This is a genomic window from Pseudomonas sp. TMP9, from assembly GCF_037943105.1.
Classification (GTDB): Bacteria; Pseudomonadota; Gammaproteobacteria; order Pseudomonadales; family Pseudomonadaceae; genus Aquipseudomonas.
The window spans coordinates 2,453,492-2,472,266 of the sequence record NZ_CP149803.1; the positions used below are offsets into that span (position 1 = coordinate 2,453,492).

An 18,775-nucleotide genomic window follows, 5' to 3' on the forward strand; every position below is an offset into this window, starting at 1 on the left:
ATGTACACGTGCATCCGCAAGAGCTGCCTCGCCCTGCACGCGCAAGACGCCTTGGCAATTTGCGCCTGATTGGCGTTTGCTTATAAGATCGCGCCTTCCCCGTTTCGTCGCATGGTGCGGCCCCCAGCCGTAGGTTCTGCTGTTTCTTCTATTTATTGAGGCCATTGAACCTGCGCCCCGCTGTTAAAAGGTAGTTAACGATGAGCGCAAGACACTTTCTCTCGCTGATGGATTGCACACCCGATGAACTGGTGAGCCTGATCCGTCGCGGCATGGAGCTGAAGGACTTGCGCAACCGCGGCGTACTGTTCGAGCCGCTGAAAAACCGCGTGCTGGGCATGATCTTTGAGAAAGCTTCGACGCGTACCCGCATCTCTTTTGAAGCCGGCATGATCCAACTCGGCGGTCAGGCTATTTTTCTTTCGCCGCGCGACACCCAGCTGGGCCGTGGCGAGCCGATTGGCGATGCGGCCATCGTGATGTCGCGCATGCTCGACGCGGTGATGATCCGCACCTTTGCCCACAGCACCTTGACTGAATTCGCCGCCCATTCACGGGTGCCAGTGATTAACGGTTTATCCGATGATCTGCACCCCTGCCAGTTGCTGGCCGACATGCAAACCTTTCACGAACATCGCGGCAGCATCAAAGGTAAGACCGTGGTCTGGGTCGGCGATGGCAACAACATGTGCAACTCTTATATAGAGGCGGCCATGCAGTTTGACTTCCAACTGCGCGTGGCCTGCCCCGAGGGCTACGAGCCAAGCGCCAGCCTATTGGCACTCGCTGACGAACGCGTGCAGGTACTGCGTGACCCGCAGCAGGCCGTGGCCGGCGCTCATTTGGTCAGCACCGATGTCTGGGCGTCCATGGGTCAGGAAGAAGAAGCGGCTGAGCGCATGCGCCAGTTCCAGCCGTATCAAGTCACCCGCGCCCTGCTCGATGCAGCCGCCGATGACGTGCTGTTTATGCACTGCCTGCCCGCACACCGCGGCGAGGAGATCAGTTTCGACCTGCTTGACGATCCCCGCTCAGTGGCCTGGGACCAAGCCGAAAATCGCCTGCATGCGCAAAAAGCGCTGCTCGAATTCCTCGTTGATCCGGCGTACCACCACGCATGAGCCAAGCCCTGCTAAACCTTCGCGACCTGAGCTGCGGCTACCCTGAACATAAGGTGGTGCAGCACCTCAACCTGCACCTAAATGCCGGTGACATCGGCTGCCTACTGGGCCCTTCGGGGTGCGGCAAAACCACCACGCTACGCGCCATTGCCGGTTTCGAACCGGTGCTGGAAGGCGAGATTCAGCTGGCCGATCAGGTTATCTCCAAGGCGGGGTACACCTTAGCCCCGGAAAAACGCCGGATTGGCATGGTGTTTCAAGATTACGCGCTGTTCCCGCACCTCAGCGTGGCCGAGAACGTTGCCTTCGGTATCCGCAAGCACGCTAACTGTCAGCGTATTACCGGTGAGCTACTGGACATGGTTAAGCTCAGCCACCTGGGCGCGCGCTACCCACACGAGCTATCCGGCGGTCAGCAACAGCGCGTGGCCTTAGCCCGCGCTTTGGCCCCGGAGCCGCAGTTGCTGTTGCTCGACGAGCCCTTCTCCAACCTTGATGGCGAACTGCGCCGGCGCTTGAGCCACGAAGTGCGCGACATTCTCAAAGCACGCGGCACCAGCGCGATTTTGGTCACCCATGATCAAGAAGAAGCGTTTGCCGTCAGCGACCAAGTCGGCGTGTTCAAAGAAGGCAAACTGGAACAATGGGACACGCCTTTTAACCTCTACCACGAACCACTCACGCCATTTGTGGCCAGCTTTATCGGCCAAGGTTATTTCATCCGTGGGCAAATGCTCAGCCCAGAGTCGGTGCAAACCGAGCTGGGGTTGATTCACGGTAATCGCGCTTATAACTGGCCAACCGGCAGCGCAGTGGACGTACTGCTGCGCCCAGATGACATCGTGTATGACCCAGACAGCTCACAAAAAGCCTTGATCGTCGGCAAAACCTTCCTGGGTGCAGCCACCCTCTATCGCCTGCAACTGCCCACCGGCAGCCAGTTAGAGGCGATCTTCCCCAGCCACGCCGATCACCAACCAGGTCAGCACGTTGGCATTCGGGTGGCGGCCGACCACTTGGTACTGTTCCCCGCACCGGGGAGCATTGCCGCCCAGGTTAGCTTGAGTGAATCAGGCGTGCGCCGCTGCAGCAGCGACAGCTAAACCTCTCACGGCAACATAAGCCGGCCACTGGCAATCAGCAGTGCCTGGCCAGCAATTTTCACCCGTTCGCCCTGCAGCTCACACTGCAGTTCGCCACCGCGTGCAGAACATTGGTAAGCAATCAGGGCATTCTTGCCGAGCTGCTGCGCCCAATACGGGGTGAGCATGCAGTGAGTCGAGCCGGTAACGGGGTCTTCATCGATGCCAATCGCCGGGGCGAAGTAGCGCGAAACAAAGTCATGCCGCTCGCCAACTGCGCTGATCAGCAACCCTAGGCCTGGCAACTTGGCTACCGCCGCGAGATATGGCTGACAAGCCCGTACAGCCGCCTCGCTCGGTAAAATGGCCAATAACTCCTGAATGCCCTGCCCTTCATGCAACGCCAATACACGTTGCACCGGCACACCCAGCGCCTGCTCAACCTCGGCCTGCCACTCGCACGGCTGCGCCCGGCGTACCGGGAAATCCAGTACCAGCTGGCTACCCGCGCGGCTAACTTGCAGCGCACCGGACAAGCAGGTGAAGTCGATCACCTCGCCGGGCTCCTCATACTGCTCAAACAGGACATGAGCCGCCGCCAGTGTGGCATGGCCGCACAGCGGTACTTCAGCGCTGGGGGTAAACCAGCGGATATGCCAAGCCGCGCCCTCCTTCACCACAAAGGCGGTTTCCGCCAGGTTATGTTCGGCGGCGATCTGCTGCATTAGTGCTGCGTTTAGCCAGCTATCGAGGCGATAGATCATCGCCGGATTACCGGTAAAAGGTCGCGAAGCGAAGGCATCGACTTGGTGAAACTCAAGCTGCATGAAGTGGTTCTCCAACTTATTGCCATCCAATTGATGAAGAGAGCAGAGCATGGCGCAGCGCGCTCATCGGCATGCACTACAGCGGTCGACTTTTGCACCGATACAGCTGCACCATCTCAATGCATCGGGTGCAGCGACGGTGCACTGATTAATCGCCAACCGTCCTTATAAATTCACTAAACATAAATAATTCAGTAACTTAAAAAGCTTGGCACGCTGCCTGCTCTACGTCCACCGGTCAGCACAAAGGCGTGTCTGCCGCACATCCGACAACGACGTCATGGCACCCCCTCCTAATTTGGAGATGTGGGCGCCGTGACGTTTTTTTTTGCGTTTTGGGCCTAATTAGGAAGACCGCTATGCGCATGATTAATCTGTCTCTGCTGTCGCTGGCCATTGCTAGCACCACCCTCAGCCACGCCGCCTTCGCCGAACAGGCATTGAGCAACCTTTTCACTCAGGGCAAGCCCACCGTCGATGTCCGCTACCGCTATGAGCACGTCGACCAGGACAACGCCCTGAACAATGCCAACACTCAGACCGTCCGCACCCGGATCGGCTATCAAACGGGCAAATGGTACGGCCTCTCCGCGCTGCTCGAAGCCGATAACGTCAGCCGCATCGGCGATGCAAGCTACAACAACACGCGTAACGGCCAGAGGGACTTCTCGGTAGTCGCCGACCCGGACGGTACTGAAGTCAATCAGGCCCTGCTGCGCTACGACTTTAAAAAAGGCAACGCAGTCCTCGGTCGCCAGCGCATCAACCTCGACAACCAACGCTTCATCGGCGGTGTGGGCTGGCGGCAGAACGAGCAGACCTACGACGGCGTGCTCGGCCAGATCAAACCAATCACCGGCCTTACTCTGACCTACAGCTATATCGACAACATCAACAGCATCTTCGGTCCAGGTAACGGCCGGTTCGACAATAAGACAAACCCGGCCAACATCGAAGGTCACAGCCACCTGCTCAATGCCCAGTACGTGCTCCTGCGTGACTCTCGCGGCGGTCCACAACTAACACTGACCGGCTACAGCTACCTGCTCGGCCTGGACAACATCGCGGTGAGCGGAGCCGCCGCGCTGGGTAGCCTGTCCAGTCGCACCAATGGCCTGCGCGCCAACGCTGCCATCGGCAACTTCAGCGTCGTCGCCGAGTATGCCCACCAGGAGGACTATGCCGACAACCCGCAGGAACTGGACAGCGATTACTACTTGGGCGAGCTGGGCTACACCTTCAAGGCCGGCGTACTCAAGGGCCTCGTGATGAAGGCCGGCTACGAAGTGCTGGAGGGCGACGATGGCCCAGGCAACCGCGCCTTCCAGACTCCGCTTGCGACTAAGCATGCATTCCAGGGCTGGGCCGACGTGTTTCTCACCACCCCGGCTGCTGGTATCGAGGATGCCTACGTCGGTTTTACCGCACCTCTGCTGGGCGGCAGCTTGCAGGCTTGGTACCACGATTTCCGCGCCGAGCAAGGCAGCAGCCAGTACGGCGAGGAAATTGACGTTTCCTATGCCCATCCAATACCAGGCGTGCAAGGCTTGGTCGGCTTGGTCAAGTACGCCAGCTACGATGCCGACGACTTTGCGGTGGATACCGACAAGCTGTGGGTACAGCTGCAGTACACCTACTGACGAGCAGCCCCGCTATGTAGCCTGCATGCGGGGCCATTTCCGTTGTGCCCGCAGTAACCTTGCGGTGGGTCTCAAGGTGATCCAACCATGCTCAAATCCATATTCGTCAGCCTGTTGGGCAACTATCAGCGCCGCCGAATCGATGAACCTGTCCGGCATGCAGCGCATGCTCAGCCAGCGCATTGCCAAGCTGGATCTGGCCATGCGCTGACGCTTACCTGTAGCCAACCTGCTGCAGAATTCTGAGCAGGCCGTCGGCGAATTCGAAGTCGCGTTAGACGAGTTGCAGCAAGCCAGTCAGAACACTGCGCAGATCAGCCAAGGCGTAACCCAGGCCGAAGCGCAATGGCGATTTACCCGCGCAGGCTTCAAGCTCGCCAGCGACTCACGTTATGTGCCGACAATCATCTCCACCACCACCGAAACCCTGCTGTGGCAGATGCATGAGCTGACCAGTCAGTACGAAGGAGTGATGCACGCAGAAAACTGAAAACATCCCCTACTGGGCGCAGACGATAACTGCAGTCTCCAAATCAACCTCGAAACCTGGATAAGTGCAACACAGTCGGGGCTGCCTGACTCCTAGATTGCGCTAAGGCTTATTCAGGCTTCGCAGTGGTAATAATTGAAACCTAGCGGCCTGTGCGGCCAGTTGGTTAACTCAAGTACGGATGACTGAGGTACTGAGACAAAGCGCTGCGACGAGTCGTAGCTGACTATAGCGAGGAGCGGCAACGCAGTATCAGGGCCACCGGCGCCGGGGTTGACTAATTGAACTAGCCGCACAGGCCACTGGAATGGGTTGAGCGCAGCGATACCCATCAAGCAACCAAAGGATTGCCCCGCTGCATGACACACCCCTCACGAGACTGAGCCGAGCCAGTGTCGGTTTACTCAACCTTCGCTGCGCACCCGCTTCACCGCATCCAGCCAGCCGTCATACAGCTTGCTGCGATGGCTATCAGCCATACACGGCTCAAACCGCTGCTGGCGATGCCAATGCTGCGCGATGTCAGCCAGGTCTTTAAAGATTCCGAGTTGCAAACCTGCCAGATAAGCCACACCCAACGCCGTCGTTTCAGTCACGTCAGGGCGCTCCACTGGCACGCCGAGGATGTCAGCGAGAAACTGCATAACCCAATTATTTTCCACCATGCCGCCGTCTACCCGCAGTGCGCTGGGCTCAGCTGCGCCGTCTTGGCGCATGGCTTCGAGTAGATCACGGGTTTGGTAACAGACCGACTGCAGGCCGGCAGTCACGATTTCTTTGATCCCGGTATCACGGGTTAAACCAAAAATTGCACCGCGGGCTTTCGGGTCCCAGTACGGCGCACCCAGGCCAGTAAACGCAGGCACGAGGTAAACCCCGCAAGCATCACCTGTCTGCTCGGCTAGGGCTTCTGTTTCACGAGCGTGGCTGATCAGCTTGATGCCATCGCGCAGCCACTGCACGGCAGCACCGGCAACGAAGATGCTGCCCTCCACCGCATAAGTGACCTTGCCATTCAGGCGATAGCCGACAGTGGTGAGCAGCCGGTTTTGCGAGGCAACCGGCGTATCACCGGTGTTCTGGATCATAAAACAGCCGGTGCCATAGGTACTTTTCACCATACCTGGCTCGAAACAGGCCTGGCCGATCAATGCGGCCTGCTGATCACCCGCCATGCCCAATACCGGAATTGCAGCGCCGAGCAGAGCGGCCTCGGTTGTGCCGAAATCAGCAGCGCAGTCGAGCACCTCGGGCAGCATGCTCGGCGGAATATCGAACAACTCAAGCAGGTCTTCATCCCACTGCTGGCTGTGGATGTTAAACAGCAACGTGCGCGAGGCGTTACTGGCATCGGTCTTGTGCGATTGGCCATCCGTCAGACGCCACAGCAAGAAGCAATCCACAGTGCCAAAACGCAGCTCACCGCGCTCGGCACGTTCACGGGCGCCGGCTACGTTGTGCAAAATCCAGCGCAACTTGGTCGCGGAGAAATACGGATCAATCAGCAGGCCAGTCTTGGCCGCTACCGTGGCTTCATGGCCAGCGTCTTTCAGTTCAGCGCAGTAATCCGCGGTACGGCGGTCCTGCCAGACTATCGCCGGGTGGATCGGCTTACCGGTCTGCGCATCCCAGACCAAGGTGGTTTCGCGCTGATTGGTGATACCAATGGCTGCCACCTCATGGGCGGCTAAACCGCTTTGCTTAAGCGCTTCGCGGCAAACGTGCAGAGTGCTCTGCCATAGCTCTTCAGGGTCATGCTCAACCCAACCATCTTGAGGGAAATACTGTTTGAACTCCTCCTGCGCGCGCGCCACGGGCAAACCTTGGTCACTGAAAATAATCGCCCGGCTGCTGGTCGTGCCCTGGTCGATGGCAAGCAGGTAATGCGGCATGCAGATTTCCTTGTTTTTATAGGTTATTGAACGACGATTAGCCGCGACCGATGGGGGCAAATAATCCCTGAGTCAATTGCGCCAGAACAACAGCGTCTAACTGCACCTCGAGTCCACGCCGCCCAGCGCTGACGAAGATGCTGGGGAGCTGCTGAGCAGATTCATCAATAAAGGTGCGCAGCCGCTTCTTCTGCCCCAATGGGCTTATGCCACCGAGCAAATACCCTGTAGCGCGCTGCGCCGCTGCCGGGTCAGCCATATCGGCTTTCTTCACGCCCGCTGCCTGAGCCAAAGCTTTTAAATCCAGCGTACCCACCACCGGCACCACCGCCACCAACAACTCGCCCTTTTCACTGGCCGCCAGTAGCGTTTTGAACACCTGAGCGGGCTGAAGATTTAGCTTTTCAGCGGCCTCCAGCCCATAGGACGCCGCCTTGTGATCATGGTGATAACTGTGCACCTGATGCACCGCTTTGGCTTTTTTCAGTAGGTCGATGGCTGGGGTCATGTTCGAATGTGAAAACAATCTGACAAAGTTGGCGTACCTTAGCCGAAAAAAACTGCCGGGAGCAGTTTTTAACGTCGCGCAGCGACGGCCCGCAGGGTGGCCGCCATGGATGGCAGGCCATCAAAAACGCCGGGAGCAGTTTTTAACGTCGCGCAGCGACGGCCCGCAGGGTGGCCGCCATGGATGGCAGGCCATAAAATCCGCGACGGCAGCCTATAATGGTGCGCACTTCCGAGGAGCTTTCATGACCCTGCCGTCCCGCCAACACGACATTCTCGAACTTACCCGCGAGCGCGGCTATGTCAGCATTGATGAGCTGGCCCAAGCGTTTGCCGTGACGCCGCAGACCATTCGCCGCGACATCAACCAACTGGCTGAGCAGGGTTTGCTGCGCCGTACCCACGGCGGCGCCGCGAGTGACAGTTCGAGCACTCAGAACACCGCCTACAGCATGCGCGCCGGCCTGATGCGTGATGAAAAACAACGCATCGCCGCCGCCATTGCCGCGCAAATCCCTAACCATGCTTCGCTGTTTATCAACATCGGTACCACCACCGAGGCGATTGCCCGCGAACTGCTGGGCCACAAAGGCTTAAAGATCATTACCAATAACCTGCATGTGGCCGCGCAACTCAGCGCCAAGGCTGACTTCGAAGTGCTACTGGCCGGTGGCACTGTGCGCAGTGACTGCGGCGTAGTGGGCCAAGCCGCAGTGGATTTCATCGAGCAATTCAAAGTTGATTTCGCTCTAGTTGGCATCAGTGGCATTGATGAAGACGGCAGCCTGCTTGACTTCGACTATCAGGAAGTTCGTGTATCCCAAGCCATTATCAGCAATGCACGCCAGGTGTTTTTGGCCGTTGACTCAAGCAAATTTGGCCGCAATGCCGTGGTCCGTTTGGGCTCAATTGCACTGGTTGATCGCCTGTTTACTGATGCCGCGCCATCCGCCGCAATCAATCGCCTGCTCGCTGAGCACAAAATTCACCTCGATCTGGCGTAAGCCAACCGCTTGTCATACACGGCAACGATCGGTGTGCTCGAAAGCGCACAACGAGGTAGCGCCGCCGCGCTTATTCAACTAGCATATTTTCGAAAGTGAACATTTAAAGTTCAATACTGACTTTCGGTGACGTTATGCCTACCCAACCTGCTAGCCACACCCCACTCGCTGAAGTCTATGACCTTGCTGTAATTGGCGGCGGCATCAACGGTGTCGGGATCGCCGCCGATGCGGCTGGTCGCGGGCTGTCAGTGTTCCTTTGTGAAAAAGACGACCTGGCGCAACACACCTCATCGGCCAGCAGCAAGCTGATCCATGGCGGCCTGCGCTACCTCGAGCACTATGAGTTTCGCTTGGTGCGTGAAGCATTGGCCGAGCGTGAAGTGTTGCTGAGCAAAGCCCCACATATCGTCACGCCGTTGCGTTTTATCCTGCCGCATCGACCGCATTTGCGCCCGGCGTGGATGATTCGTGCCGGACTGTTTCTGTATGACCACTTGGGTAAACGCGAGAAGCTTGAAGGTTCACGCACCTTACGCTTTGGCGCCGGCAGCCCATTACAGGCGCAGATTAGTCGAGGCTTTGAATATTCCGATTGCTGGGTCGACGACGCTCGCTTGGTGGTGCTCAACGCCATGGCCGCCCGCGAACACGGCGCGCACGTGCACAGCCGAACCCGCTGCGTCAGCGCCCGACGTAGCAAAGGCCTGTGGCATATTCATTTAGAACGCAGCGACGGCAGCCTGCTTTCGATTCGCGCCCGCGCCTTGGTCAATGCCGCAGGCCCTTGGGTGGCGCGGTTTATTCGCGAGGACTTAAAGCAGGAATCGCCCTACGGTATTCGCCTGATTCAGGGCAGCCACATTGTGGTGCCACGGCTGTTCGAGGGCGAAAAAGCCTACATCCTGCAAAACGAAGACCGTCGTATTGTCTTCGCCATCCCCTATCAAGAGCGCTTCACCCTGATCGGCACCACAGACCGGGAATACCAGGGCGACCCGGCCAAGGTAGCGATTAGCGACGAAGAAACCGATTACCTGCTGAAAGTGGTCAACGCGCACTTCAAAAAGCAGATTCAGCGCAGCGACATCCTGCACACCTACGCCGGCGTGCGACCGCTGTGTGACGACGAGTCGGACGACCCGTCGGCAGTCACCCGCGACTACACCCTGTCGCTGTCCGGCAATCCGGGCGAAGCCCCGCTGCTCTCGGTGTTTGGCGGCAAACTCACCACCTACCGCAAGCTGGCCGAATCAGCGCTGGCGCAACTGGCGCCCTTCTTCCCCAAAATCGGCCCAAGCTGGACCGCCAGCAGCCTGCTGCCCGGCGCAGAGCAACTGGACAGCCAGAGCGCGCTGATTGAAGCGCTGTGCGCACACTTTGGTTGGCTGCCCACCTCACTGGCGCGGCGCTGGGCCAGCAGCTACGGCAGCCGCAGCTGGGTGCTGCTCAAAGGCGTGAGCAACCTCAGCGACCTGGGCGAACACCTGGGCGGTGGTTTGTACACCCTCGAAGTCGACTACCTGTGTAAGGAAGAGTGGGCCATGCAGGCTGACGATATTCTCTGGCGGCGCAGTAAGCTTGGCCTGTTCACCACCCCGGCGCAGCAAGCCAAACTCAACAGCTACCTGCGTATTGAATCACCGCGCAGCCCGGAAGATGCTCACACGGCATAAATGGCTGTTTCAGGGACAGAGCATCTTCTTGCCCGCGCCGCAATTTTCCGCGTCATGGACGGCGGCTGACTGCATGCGCACCGTTGCTTCCGCAGTGAGAACAAAGCCCTTACGTGCGCCGCAGATGGCAGCGTACTGGTCCCATGACTGTTTGGAGTTTTCGCTGAAGCTACCGCCCGATTGGCGCTGATTAAATTTTGAGGCGCTGCTGAGCAGGTGCTCGACCATCGGCACGATCAGTTTCACGCAGTACTGCACGCGTATTTTCAGCAGGTTGGCATCTTGAATCGACACCGGGTTCTGCTGGGCCGAGCGGTACATCAGGTTGTCATTGGGAATGGCTTGAGCGGTTTGGCGGCTGCTTAGCAATCCGGCATGGGGCGTTTGCCAGGCGCTAAAGCTGTTGAGCGCCGGGCTGATGCGGGTGATCAGCACATAGTTGTCGACCTCCTCCGCGGTTTTGTCCATCCGCTCGGTTTCCGGGTACTGCGAAAACATCGGGTACATGCCGCGCAGCAGGCCACGGCGCATGCTTTCGTATTGGGCATTGTTGACTGCACCAAGGCGGGCTGCCTGGAAGGCCGCGTAGTTCAGCCCGCTTTTTGCCGAGTAGATCAACGTCGCCTGAAACGCGCCAAAGATGAGCAGGATCAACACCGGGATGATAATCAGAAACTCAACCATGGCCTGGCCACGATCTTTACGGCTACTCGGTGCTGGCGGGAGCGTGCTCATCGAACACCTCGATCAGTTGCTCGGCGCGCTCCAGAGCTGAACGTGCCCTGGGATTTTTCCTGTCCAGATAACGGCGCGCCTCCATGGCTGTCAGAGTCAGCTCCTGCGCTTGCAGCTGCATCAAGTTGTACCAAGCGCCAGCGAGTTGCGGGTCGCGCAGCAAGGCTTCGCGATAGGTCTGGATCGCCAGGCCATGATTGCCTTCGCGAGCCAGGCTATTGGCCAAGCGATAGCGGGTGTCAGCATCGGTGGGCATGCGCATCGCCAGCTCCCCGTAATACTCGCTGGAGCGTGCGTAGTTGCCTTTGGCGTAGGCCTGCTGCGCTTGGCGCTCAAGGTCGAGCAGGTCGTTGGAGCTGCCGAGCCCAAGCCCGACGCAACCCTGCAACAAGACGCTCAGGGCGATGATAATTAAGCCACGCATTGGATCTGGTCCCCCGCTGTAATGTTCAGCCGCTGGCATTCGCCGGCGGCCATTTCGATAACGCTGTTGGCCGGCCAGCACAGGCTCAGTTGCCAGGGCCGCAGCTGTGCGCGGATCTGCAGCACTCGCTGCTGCTTATCCAGGTAGATCACATCAATGACAAAACGCATAAACCAGCAATGCACGGAATTACACGGCCGCAGCCACAAGCCGTGGCCGGCCGGCAGGGTTTTGTAGCCGAGCAAGCCGCGCAGTCGCGCCCAGGGCGTATGGGCGAGTTGCAGCTGCAAGCGGCTCGCTGGGCGATGGCCATCCGCATGTAGGACGAGGGCTTCAGGCATCAGGTTTGCCCCATGAACTTGACCACAATCGGGAACAGCAAAATCACGAAGGTCAGCGGGAAGATGAACATGATCAATGGAATGATCAGCTTCACGGGGGCCTGCATAGCGGTTTTCTCGGCGCGTTGAAAGCGCTCTTCGAGGCGTTGCTGGGCCTGAATCTGCAGGGTATTGCGCAAGCTGCTGCCCATCTTCTCGGCCTGCACCACCGAGCGCACGAAGGTGGTGACATCCTTCAAGTTGATGCGTTGCTCCATGCGCGCCAGCGCCTCGGCGCGCGGCAGGCCCGAGCGGATATCGCGCAGCACGATGCGGAACTCGTTTTTCATGGCGCCGTCGGGGCCTTTATCCACGGCCTGCTGCAGGGCGCCAAGGAAGTTCAGGCCGGCGTCGACGCACATGGACAGGTATTCGAGAAACACCGGCAGGTTGCGCACGATGTCGCGGTCACGGCGTTTGTGCGTATCGCTGATCCACATGACGGGTAAGGCGGCGCCCATCAGCAGCATCAGCAACACCACCGACCAGAGGATGCCGCTCTTGCCGCTGGCCATCGGCAGGATCGCAAGCACCGGAAACAGCAGCGCCGTGGTCATGCACAGGGCGAGAAAGTCTTCGGCGGTGAGCACATAAAGCGCCCCGGTGCGTTGCATGCGCACGTCCAGCCAGTCCATCAATTTAGGCGGCAGGTTGCTGCAGGCAAAGTGGCTGACCAGGCGCACCAGCGGCCAGACCGGGCGTATCCAGCCGGGCACAGGGTCCATGTAGGTGCGGTTTTCCGCAGGCAGCAAGGTGAATAGCGACAACACCGCGAGCAGAACGCAGGTGACGGTCACCCCCAAACTGGCACTGCTGAACAGGACAAGAAGTTCGCTCATGATCAGGCGTCAATCCGGGTGATTTTTCTGATAAACATAAAGCCCATTACTTCCATCACCACCATCACCGCCAGCACCATCAGGCCGTTGCGGGTGGTGTAGAGCTGGCGCATGGCTTCCGGCTCAATGAAGCTGAGGATGATGGCCAACATGATCGGCAGCATGGCCATAAACGTGCCCTGGGCGCGGCCCTGGGCGGTGAGGCTGTCGATCTTGCCCTCCATGACTTTCTTGCGGCGCAGCATGGCGGCCATGCCGTTGATGGTTTCCACCAGATTGCCGCCCACTTCGCGGCTGATACGAATGGCCGAACTGGCCATGATGAACGAGGGCAAGGGCAGGCGTTTTTCCAGCTTGATCAGCGCCTCTTCCAGGGTCACACCGAGGCGGATGTTCTTGATCAGCAGGCCGAACTCCTGATTCAGCGGCGCCGGCGATTGATGCACCACGTTCTCCAACGCCATGTTCAGGCTGGCACCGGATTGCAGGCTGCTGGACAGCAGCATGAAGGCATCAGGCAACTGCTCTTCGAACTTTTTCAGGCGCGCTTTGCGCAGGTGGCTGAACATCAGGTGCGGAGCGAACAGCGTCACGACAATGCCCGCCGCCGTGACCACCGGCAGTTGAAACAGCAGTTCGAGCAGCACCGGCACCAGCAACAACAGCACCAGGGTGAGGATCACCACTTGCCGGCCGCTGGTGAAAATGAACATGTCGGCCATTTCCAGCTCGGCACGGCGGGAAAATTGCCGGCGGTAGTGGTCCAGGTTGTCGGCCACCCGCCGGCTGATCAGCAAGGCCAGGGCGCAGACCGAAACGGCCAGCAACAGCGCACACAGCACCAGCCACACGACAGCCACTTACAGGCGCTCCGGGGTGAGGAAAATGTCCATATTGACGCCAATCCCGCGCTTGCTCAGCGCCTCATAGAACTCGGGTATTTGCCCGGTGGCGCGGTAATGGCCCTTGACCCGGCCCTGCTCGTCGAAGCCCTGCTGTTGGTAGGCAAAAATCTCGTTGAGCAGAATCGTGCTTTGCTCCATGCCGGTGACTTCGGTGATGCTGATGATGCGCCGCGAACCGTCACCAAAGCGGGTTTGCTGCACGATCAACTGCACGGCCGAGGAAATCTGCTCGCGAATGGCCTGCACGGGCAAATCCATGCCGGCCATCAGCACCATCACTTCCAAGCGGCGCAGCATGTCGCGCGGCGAGTTGGCGTGGCCGGTGGTTAGCGAACCATCGTGGCCGGTGTTCATCGCCTGCAGCATGTCCAGCGCTTCGCCGCCGCGACACTCGCCGACCACGATGCGGTCGGGGCGCATGCGCAGGCAGTTACGCACCAGATCACGAATGGTCACTTGGCCTTTGCCTTCCATGTTGGCCGGGCGCGCTTCGAGGGAGACCACGTGGGGTTGCACCAGCTTCAACTCGGCGGCGTCTTCGATGGTCACCACGCGCTCATCCAGCGGAATGAAGTTGGAGAGAATGTTCAGCAGCGTGGTTTTGCCCGAGCCGGTACCGCCAGAAACGACGATGTTCATCCGTTGCTCAACGGCGATACGCAGGAACTCGACCATGGGTTCATTGATCGAGCCATAGCCCAGCAAGTCATCGGTGGTGAGCTTCTTCTCTGAGAATTTACGGATGGTCAGGCACGGCCCACGCAGCGCCAGCGGCGGGATGATAGCGTTGACCCGCGAGCCATCCTTGAGCCGGGCATCGACCATCGGCGAGCTTTCATCGATACGCCGGCCCAGCGGCGAAATGATCCGTTCGATGGTCGACAGCACAGCCGAGTCGGAGCTGAAGCTGATGCCGGTGCGCTCCAGGCGGCCCGAGCGCTCCACGTAAATATCGTCGTGACGGTTAACCATGATTTCCGACACGCTGGGGTCGGCGAGCAGGTCTTCTAGCGGGCCAAGACCGACAGCCTCGTTGATCACGATTTTGTGCAGAATCTCACGACTGAGATTGGCCGGCAGGCGGTGGGCGATCTGCTCGGTGATGCCGTTGATCAACTCGGACAAGCTGTTGCGCACTTCCTGCGGGCCCATGCTGTCGAGGTTCATGCGGCGCAGGTCCATGGCGCGGAACAGCTCGGCCTGCACGTACTGTGACCACTCCATATAGACCGTGTTGTCTTCGCCGCTGGCCGTTATTGCTGGCGGCAGCGGTGCATCAGCCTCGGCTGCGGTCTGCCCCAACGCGCGCACCTGCAGGTTGTAAGCACCGATACCGATAAGGTCTTCGGGGCTGAGCGGACCGAAGCGCTCCACCGGTTTGCCGTTCACCAGCAGCTCGTTGCCACGGCTGATGTTTTCCACAAACAGGCCGCCCAGCGATTGCTCAATGCGCGCGTGATTGGGGGCCACCTTCCAGCCACGCAAGCGCACCAGCCCGGTACGCGCCTTACCCACCTCGCATTGCGCCGAGGTGCAGGTGAGCGTGTCGAGCGGCTCGCCGCCTTTGTAGGTCACGACAACTTCAAACATGCTCAGCCCTCAATCAATCAGTTCGAGATTGCCAACGGTTTTGGCGTATTTCTCGATCATCTGTTTCTCGCGGGCGAGTTCTTTGACGTTCGGCGAGTCGGCGCCCTCGGTGAGCAGGCGCGGGGTGATGAAAATCACCAGTTCGGTGCGATTGCCCTTATAGCTTTTGTTGCGAAACAGAGCGCCGACGTAAGGGATGTTCATCAGCCACTTGATGCCTTCAATGGTTGACTGGCTGTCTTCTGTCACCAAGCCTGAAAGCACCAGGGTTTCTCCGACTTTAAGCTGCACTTCGTTCTCGGTGCGGCGGGTTTTGAAGGCCGGGTATTCGCCCACCTGATTGGCTTTGTCCAGTTGGCTGATTTCCGCTTTAACGTTGGTGGCGATGGTTTCGCTGCCATACAGTTGCGGCTCGATATTGAGCAGGATGCCGAAGTCTTTGTACTCCACCGAAGGCCCATTGATGCTGCTGGTGACCACCGGCACCTGGCCGCCGACAGTCAGCTCTGCCTTGCCGCCGCTGCGGGCGCTGAGCCGGGGTGAGGCCAGAGTCAGGGCCGAACCATTTTTCTCCAGCAGGTTGATCCGTGAGGTGATCTCACTGGCCACCCCCCAATACGCATGGGAACCGACATTGCCGACGGCATCATTGAGGTCGTCAAAGGTGCCGGACGCGCTGGGGAACTGGCCACGGTAGAGGTTGTTGGTGCCACCGTCGGCGTTGAAGGCGAACGTGGGACCGTTGATGCTGGTGCTCCAGTTGACGCCCAGCTCTTCCACATCGTCTTTGGCGAACTCGGTGATGCGCACATCAAAATAGATCATCGGCGCGAGGAACTTGGACATCGGCTGTGCCAGCACCAGCAGATCCGGGTAGCGCTCCTTGAGCAGCTCAATGCGGGTGATGTCGATAGCATCGAGATCGCCGTCGATGACAATCTGCCGGCCAACGGCGTTGATCTTGATGCCGGGGATCTGCCCGAGCATGGCCTTAACCTCTTGCAGCACTTGGGCTGAGTCGGCTTTGGTGGCAGCGCCCATCTGCTCTTCGGCCAGTACCAACACATTTTCATAGAACTTGGCGGCTTCTTTAACACGCGCCAGGTACTCACTGCTCAGGCGACCCTCGAGCACCACCTGGCGGCCCACGGTACGGATGCGCAGCCCCGGAATATCCGACAACAAGGCGCGCAATTCACCGACCTGGCGGTAGCCATTGGCCTTGGCGACCACCACGCTGATTTGCTTGCGCTGGTCGCCTTCAAACCACAACTGCACCGTGGTTTCCCCAGGCGTTTCGGCGGTGATCACCACTTCTTCGTTCTTCAGCAGGGTGGCGCTGATGATCGCCACATTGCCCACGGCCACGCGTTCAACGCCGGGGGCGAGGATCACATGCACATCACCGTCGTACAGCACCATCGCCGCCGGAATCTCGTCGGCCTGAACCTGCAGGGCCATGACGGCGCCGCACACTATCGATAACACTCCTAACCTTTTCATTGTCGCCCCAGCGTGTGCAGTAAAGTGAATCGGCGCGGACACAGCCCGCGCACAATGGAAAGGGTTATTCAAGGCGCAGGGTCTGCACGGGAATAATGCCGGCGGTGCCTGTGCCACCCGGAATGAACTGGATCATGCGGGCGGGCTCCAAGCGCTTGTTGCGCGCTTTACCCGACTGTTCGCCGGGCAGGTTGGCGGCCTGTTCGGCGGCTACCGCAAGACCGCTGGCCAGCACGTTACCGTTGCTATCGACGAGCTTGCCGTTGAGCAATTTTCCCGTGGCCTTGCCGTCAGCATCGAACACCGTGTCGCCGCGCAAGGTACCAATGACGTTGCCCTCGGCATCGCGCACCACAACCTTAGCGTCACCCTGGACCGCCACTTGGGCACCCGCCACCACCTGCCCGGCCAAATCGCGGATTTCGCCATTTTTGACGCTACCGACCTTGCGGCCCTGAGCATCGATAATATCGTCGCCCACCAAGGTGCCGAGCACCTTGCCGTTGGCATCGCGCGCCACCCGCACGTTGCCCTCAACGGGACGACCATTGCTGTCGAGCTGAATGTTCTCGACCTGACCGAGCACCTGACCATCGCGGCCGAGCACCTTGCCGTCTTTAACGCTGCCGAGCACTTTGCCCTCGGCATTGATCAGTTGGCCGTTGATCACGCGGCCGATGATCTTGCCGTCGGCATCGCGCGCCACTTGACCCATCTCGCCGACGATCTTGCCTTGGGCGTCTTGCACCACGGTGCTGATACTGCCGAGCAGCTTGCCGTCGAGGTCGTAGGCTTTACCGTCGCGATAGCTGCCGATCACCTTGCCTTGGGCATCGACGATTTTGTCGCCATCCACCCAGCCAAGAATATTGCCAGCCGCATCACGCACGACCTGGCGCTCCTGATTCGCGGGTGCCGCCTGGCTCTGCACCCGCGAGCGGCTCATGTCGACTACGCGGCCCTGACTGTCGAGCACAGCATTGGCTTGCACCTTGCCCAACGACTTGCCATCCACGCCGACGGCCTTGCCATCGACGACGGTGCCGATGGGGTTGCCGTTGGCATCGATGACCTTGCCATCAACCACACGGCCGATCACATTGCCCTGCTCATCGCGCACCACCGTGGCACGTTCATGCATACGCAGCAGCGGGTCGTCGGCATTCAGGCCGCGAACAATATTGCCAATCACGTTGCCATCGAAGCCTACGGCCTGACCATCGACGATCTTGCCAAGGATGCGTCCGTCGGCACCGACAATGTTGTCGCCGACGATGCGCCCAATCAGATTGCCGTCGGCATCCACCACCACGTCAATCAGCTCTTGCGGTGGCGGGTCCAGCAGGTTGGCGACGGTGACTTGACCGAGTGTGGCCATGCTGGTGTCTTTAGGGTGGCGCAGGACGGCAACCATTTCACCGGCCTTTTCCGCCAACTCCACCCGTGCCACCTGCGCCGGTGTGAGCATCAGCGACAGTGTGGAAAAGTTCATGTTGAAGCCGTCGGGCGTGCTCTGGTCGTAGTAATTCTCGTACTTGTGACCACTCGCATCTTCGCGACCCGCGGCCAGCACCATGACGTCTTCGAGGATGCTGATCACCACGTCGTCGGCATAGTTGGGCTGCTTTTGCAGGCCGATGTCACCGGCGGCAAAACTGCCCAGCAGGTCGATGCGGTCACCGGGGCGCAGCATGCCATCAAAGGAATTGATCTTGCTGATTTTGACCGTCTTGATTCGCTTGCCCAGCTCGACGTTCTCCGAGAAGCGCGAGACGCGCTCCTGCTCCACGGCATCCCAACTGATGGGGCGGCCGCGTTGCAGTGGGGCAATTGTCATGCGCCCTTCAAGCTTGGGCCAGTCCTCGGCGAGGACGACATTGGAGGCCAGGTAGTCATTGGGCACATCCAGGGTGGCGACGAGCTCTGGGGTTAGCACCTGAGATTTGCCAATGTCAGCCTGTGGCACAACCACCGTGACTTTCTGTTCAACCGGCGGGCGATAAGCGTCGCGGTATTGAGCCTCCTTGGCTTTCAGGTACATCCAGCCCATGGCGCCGGCGAGTACGCCACACGCCACCGCGATGATCAGCAGTTTCTTTCCTGATACAGATGACATGGTGCTCCCCAGTGCAAAAAGTGCTGTCCGCGCGGGCGCGCGAT

18 protein-coding genes are annotated in these 18,775 nt (G+C 59.4%); 7 read left to right on the forward strand and 11 right to left on the reverse strand.

Going from position 1 to position 18,775, the window contains the following annotated elements; genetic code table 11:
• The first annotated feature begins 200 nt into the window (after positions 1 to 200).
• Both argF and WF513_RS11675 read left to right on the forward strand, forming a co-directional pair.
• Positions 201 to 1,121, forward strand: coding sequence for an ornithine carbamoyltransferase (argF, locus tag WF513_RS11670; RefSeq protein WP_339079546.1), 921 nt, complete (start codon positions 201 to 203; stop codon positions 1,119 to 1,121).
• Positions 1,118 to 2,224 (forward strand): ABC transporter ATP-binding protein, encoded by a 1,107-nt coding sequence (locus tag WF513_RS11675; RefSeq protein WP_339079547.1) that lies wholly within the window; start codon positions 1,118 to 1,120, stop codon positions 2,222 to 2,224. Before argF ends, WF513_RS11675 begins: the two co-directional genes overlap by 4 nt.
• 5 nt (positions 2,225 to 2,229) lie before the next feature.
• Here the strand turns inward: WF513_RS11675 and WF513_RS11680 are convergent, their stop codons facing one another.
• Entirely contained in the window at positions 2,230 to 3,030 is an 801-nt protein-coding gene (locus WF513_RS11680; protein ID WP_339083540.1) for a PhzF family phenazine biosynthesis protein, read from the reverse strand.
• Between the two features lie 359 nt (positions 3,031 to 3,389).
• Here WF513_RS11680 and WF513_RS11685 point away from each other — a divergent pair, with 359 nt between their 5' ends.
• The 3 genes from WF513_RS11685 to WF513_RS11695 all read left to right on the forward strand — a co-directional run bounded on the left by WF513_RS11685 (position 3,390) and on the right by WF513_RS11695 (position 5,160).
• Positions 3,390 to 4,670: a hypothetical protein gene (locus WF513_RS11685; RefSeq protein ID WP_339079548.1), complete on the forward strand. Its 1,281-nt coding sequence runs from the start codon at positions 3,390 to 3,392 to the stop codon at positions 4,668 to 4,670.
• Positions 4,671 to 4,746: 76 nt separating this feature from the next.
• On the forward strand, positions 4,747 to 4,881 hold the full coding sequence (locus WF513_RS11690) for a hypothetical protein (RefSeq protein ID WP_339079549.1): 135 nt from the start codon (positions 4,747 to 4,749) through the stop codon (positions 4,879 to 4,881).
• Between the two features lie 72 nt (positions 4,882 to 4,953).
• Positions 4,954 to 5,160 carry a hypothetical protein gene (locus tag WF513_RS11695; protein ID WP_339079550.1) on the forward strand — a complete coding sequence of 69 codons (207 nt, stop codon included), beginning with the start codon at positions 4,954 to 4,956 and terminating at the stop codon, positions 5,158 to 5,160.
• A gap of 404 nt (positions 5,161 to 5,564) precedes the next feature.
• Here WF513_RS11695 and glpK read toward each other — a convergent pair whose 3' ends face one another.
• Together glpK and ybaK are read right to left on the reverse strand one after the other, a co-directional pair.
• Positions 5,565 to 7,052 carry a glycerol kinase GlpK gene (gene glpK, locus WF513_RS11700; RefSeq protein WP_339079551.1) on the reverse strand — a complete coding sequence of 496 codons (1,488 nt, stop codon included), beginning with the start codon at positions 7,050 to 7,052 and terminating at the stop codon, positions 5,565 to 5,567.
• A gap of 37 nt (positions 7,053 to 7,089) precedes the next feature.
• On the reverse strand, positions 7,090 to 7,560 hold the full coding sequence (ybaK, locus tag WF513_RS11705) for a Cys-tRNA(Pro) deacylase (RefSeq protein WP_339079553.1): 471 nt from the start codon (positions 7,558 to 7,560) through the stop codon (positions 7,090 to 7,092).
• Positions 7,561 to 7,804: 244 nt separating this feature from the next.
• On the opposite strand from ybaK, the gene WF513_RS11710 reads away from it, so the two are divergent.
• Together WF513_RS11710 and glpD are read left to right on the forward strand one after the other, a co-directional pair.
• Positions 7,805 to 8,563, forward strand: coding sequence for a DeoR family transcriptional regulator (locus WF513_RS11710; RefSeq protein ID WP_339079554.1), 759 nt, complete (start codon positions 7,805 to 7,807; stop codon positions 8,561 to 8,563).
• Positions 8,564 to 8,697: 134 nt separating this feature from the next.
• Positions 8,698 to 10,239: a glycerol-3-phosphate dehydrogenase gene (gene glpD, locus WF513_RS11715; protein ID WP_339079555.1), complete on the forward strand. Its 1,542-nt coding sequence runs from the start codon at positions 8,698 to 8,700 to the stop codon at positions 10,237 to 10,239.
• 9 nt (positions 10,240 to 10,248) lie between these two features.
• On the opposite strand, the gene WF513_RS11720 is transcribed toward glpD, so the two are convergent.
• From WF513_RS11720 to cpaB, 8 genes are all read right to left on the reverse strand, one after another.
• On the reverse strand, positions 10,249 to 10,974 hold the full coding sequence (locus WF513_RS11720) for a TadE/TadG family type IV pilus assembly protein (RefSeq protein ID WP_339079556.1): 726 nt from the start codon (positions 10,972 to 10,974) through the stop codon (positions 10,249 to 10,251).
• Positions 10,946 to 11,398, reverse strand: a complete 453-nt coding sequence (locus WF513_RS11725; RefSeq protein WP_339079557.1) for a hypothetical protein — start codon at positions 11,396 to 11,398, stop codon at positions 10,946 to 10,948. The genes WF513_RS11720 and WF513_RS11725 overlap by 29 nt, the downstream gene beginning before the upstream one ends.
• Entirely contained in the window at positions 11,386 to 11,739 is a 354-nt protein-coding gene (locus WF513_RS11730) for a DUF192 domain-containing protein (RefSeq protein WP_339079558.1), read from the reverse strand. The genes WF513_RS11725 and WF513_RS11730 overlap by 13 nt, the downstream gene beginning before the upstream one ends.
• Positions 11,739 to 12,617 carry a type II secretion system F family protein gene (locus WF513_RS11735; RefSeq protein WP_339079559.1) on the reverse strand — a complete coding sequence of 293 codons (879 nt, stop codon included), beginning with the start codon at positions 12,615 to 12,617 and terminating at the stop codon, positions 11,739 to 11,741. Before WF513_RS11735 ends, WF513_RS11730 begins: the two co-directional genes overlap by 1 nt.
• Positions 12,618 to 12,619: 2 nt before the next feature.
• A complete protein-coding gene (locus WF513_RS11740; protein WP_339079560.1) occupies positions 12,620 to 13,477 on the reverse strand; it encodes a type II secretion system F family protein in 858 nt (285 codons plus the stop codon).
• Positions 13,478 to 15,112 carry an ATPase, T2SS/T4P/T4SS family gene (locus tag WF513_RS11745; RefSeq protein WP_339079561.1) on the reverse strand — a complete coding sequence of 545 codons (1,635 nt, stop codon included), beginning with the start codon at positions 15,110 to 15,112 and terminating at the stop codon, positions 13,478 to 13,480.
• A 9-nt stretch (positions 15,113 to 15,121) separates the two neighbouring features.
• Positions 15,122 to 16,573 (reverse strand): pilus assembly protein N-terminal domain-containing protein, encoded by a 1,452-nt coding sequence (locus WF513_RS11750; RefSeq protein ID WP_339079562.1) that lies wholly within the window; start codon positions 16,571 to 16,573, stop codon positions 15,122 to 15,124.
• Positions 16,574 to 16,679: 106 nt separating this feature from the next.
• Entirely contained in the window at positions 16,680 to 18,731 is a 2,052-nt protein-coding gene (cpaB, locus tag WF513_RS11755) for a Flp pilus assembly protein CpaB (protein ID WP_339079563.1), read from the reverse strand.
• Positions 18,732 to 18,775 lie beyond the last annotated feature (44 nt).

Bases quoted from the DNA above. Each gene is read 5' to 3' on its own strand.
- glpK (WP_339079551.1), bottom strand. From the start codon at position 7,052: ATGCCGCATTACCTGCTTGCCATCGACCAGGGCACGACCAGCAGCCGG.
- WF513_RS11745 (WP_339079561.1), bottom strand. From the start codon at position 15,112: ATGTTTGAAGTTGTCGTGACCTACAAAGGCGGCGAGCCGCTCGACACG.
- WF513_RS11725 (WP_339079557.1), bottom strand. From the start codon at position 11,398: ATGCGTGGCTTAATTATCATCGCCCTGAGCGTCTTGTTGCAGGGTTGC.
- WF513_RS11730 (WP_339079558.1), bottom strand. From the start codon at position 11,739: ATGCCTGAAGCCCTCGTCCTACATGCGGATGGCCATCGCCCAGCGAGC.
- ybaK (WP_339079553.1), bottom strand. From the start codon at position 7,560: ATGACCCCAGCCATCGACCTACTGAAAAAAGCCAAAGCGGTGCATCAG.
- WF513_RS11675 (WP_339079547.1), top strand. From the start codon at position 1,118: ATGAGCCAAGCCCTGCTAAACCTTCGCGACCTGAGCTGCGGCTACCCT.
- WF513_RS11685 (WP_339079548.1), top strand. From the start codon at position 3,390: ATGCGCATGATTAATCTGTCTCTGCTGTCGCTGGCCATTGCTAGCACC.
- argF (WP_339079546.1), top strand. From the start codon at position 201: ATGAGCGCAAGACACTTTCTCTCGCTGATGGATTGCACACCCGATGAA.
- WF513_RS11720 (WP_339079556.1), bottom strand. From the start codon at position 10,974: ATGAGCACGCTCCCGCCAGCACCGAGTAGCCGTAAAGATCGTGGCCAG.
- cpaB (WP_339079563.1), bottom strand. From the start codon at position 18,731: ATGTCATCTGTATCAGGAAAGAAACTGCTGATCATCGCGGTGGCGTGT.
- glpD (WP_339079555.1), top strand. From the start codon at position 8,698: ATGCCTACCCAACCTGCTAGCCACACCCCACTCGCTGAAGTCTATGAC.
- WF513_RS11710 (WP_339079554.1), top strand. From the start codon at position 7,805: ATGACCCTGCCGTCCCGCCAACACGACATTCTCGAACTTACCCGCGAG.
- WF513_RS11680 (WP_339083540.1), bottom strand. From the start codon at position 3,030: ATGCAGCTTGAGTTTCACCAAGTCGATGCCTTCGCTTCGCGACCTTTT.
- WF513_RS11750 (WP_339079562.1), bottom strand. From the start codon at position 16,573: ATGGCCCTGCAGGTTCAGGCCGACGAGATTCCGGCGGCGATGGTGCTG.
- WF513_RS11735 (WP_339079559.1), bottom strand. From the start codon at position 12,617: ATGAGCGAACTTCTTGTCCTGTTCAGCAGTGCCAGTTTGGGGGTGACC.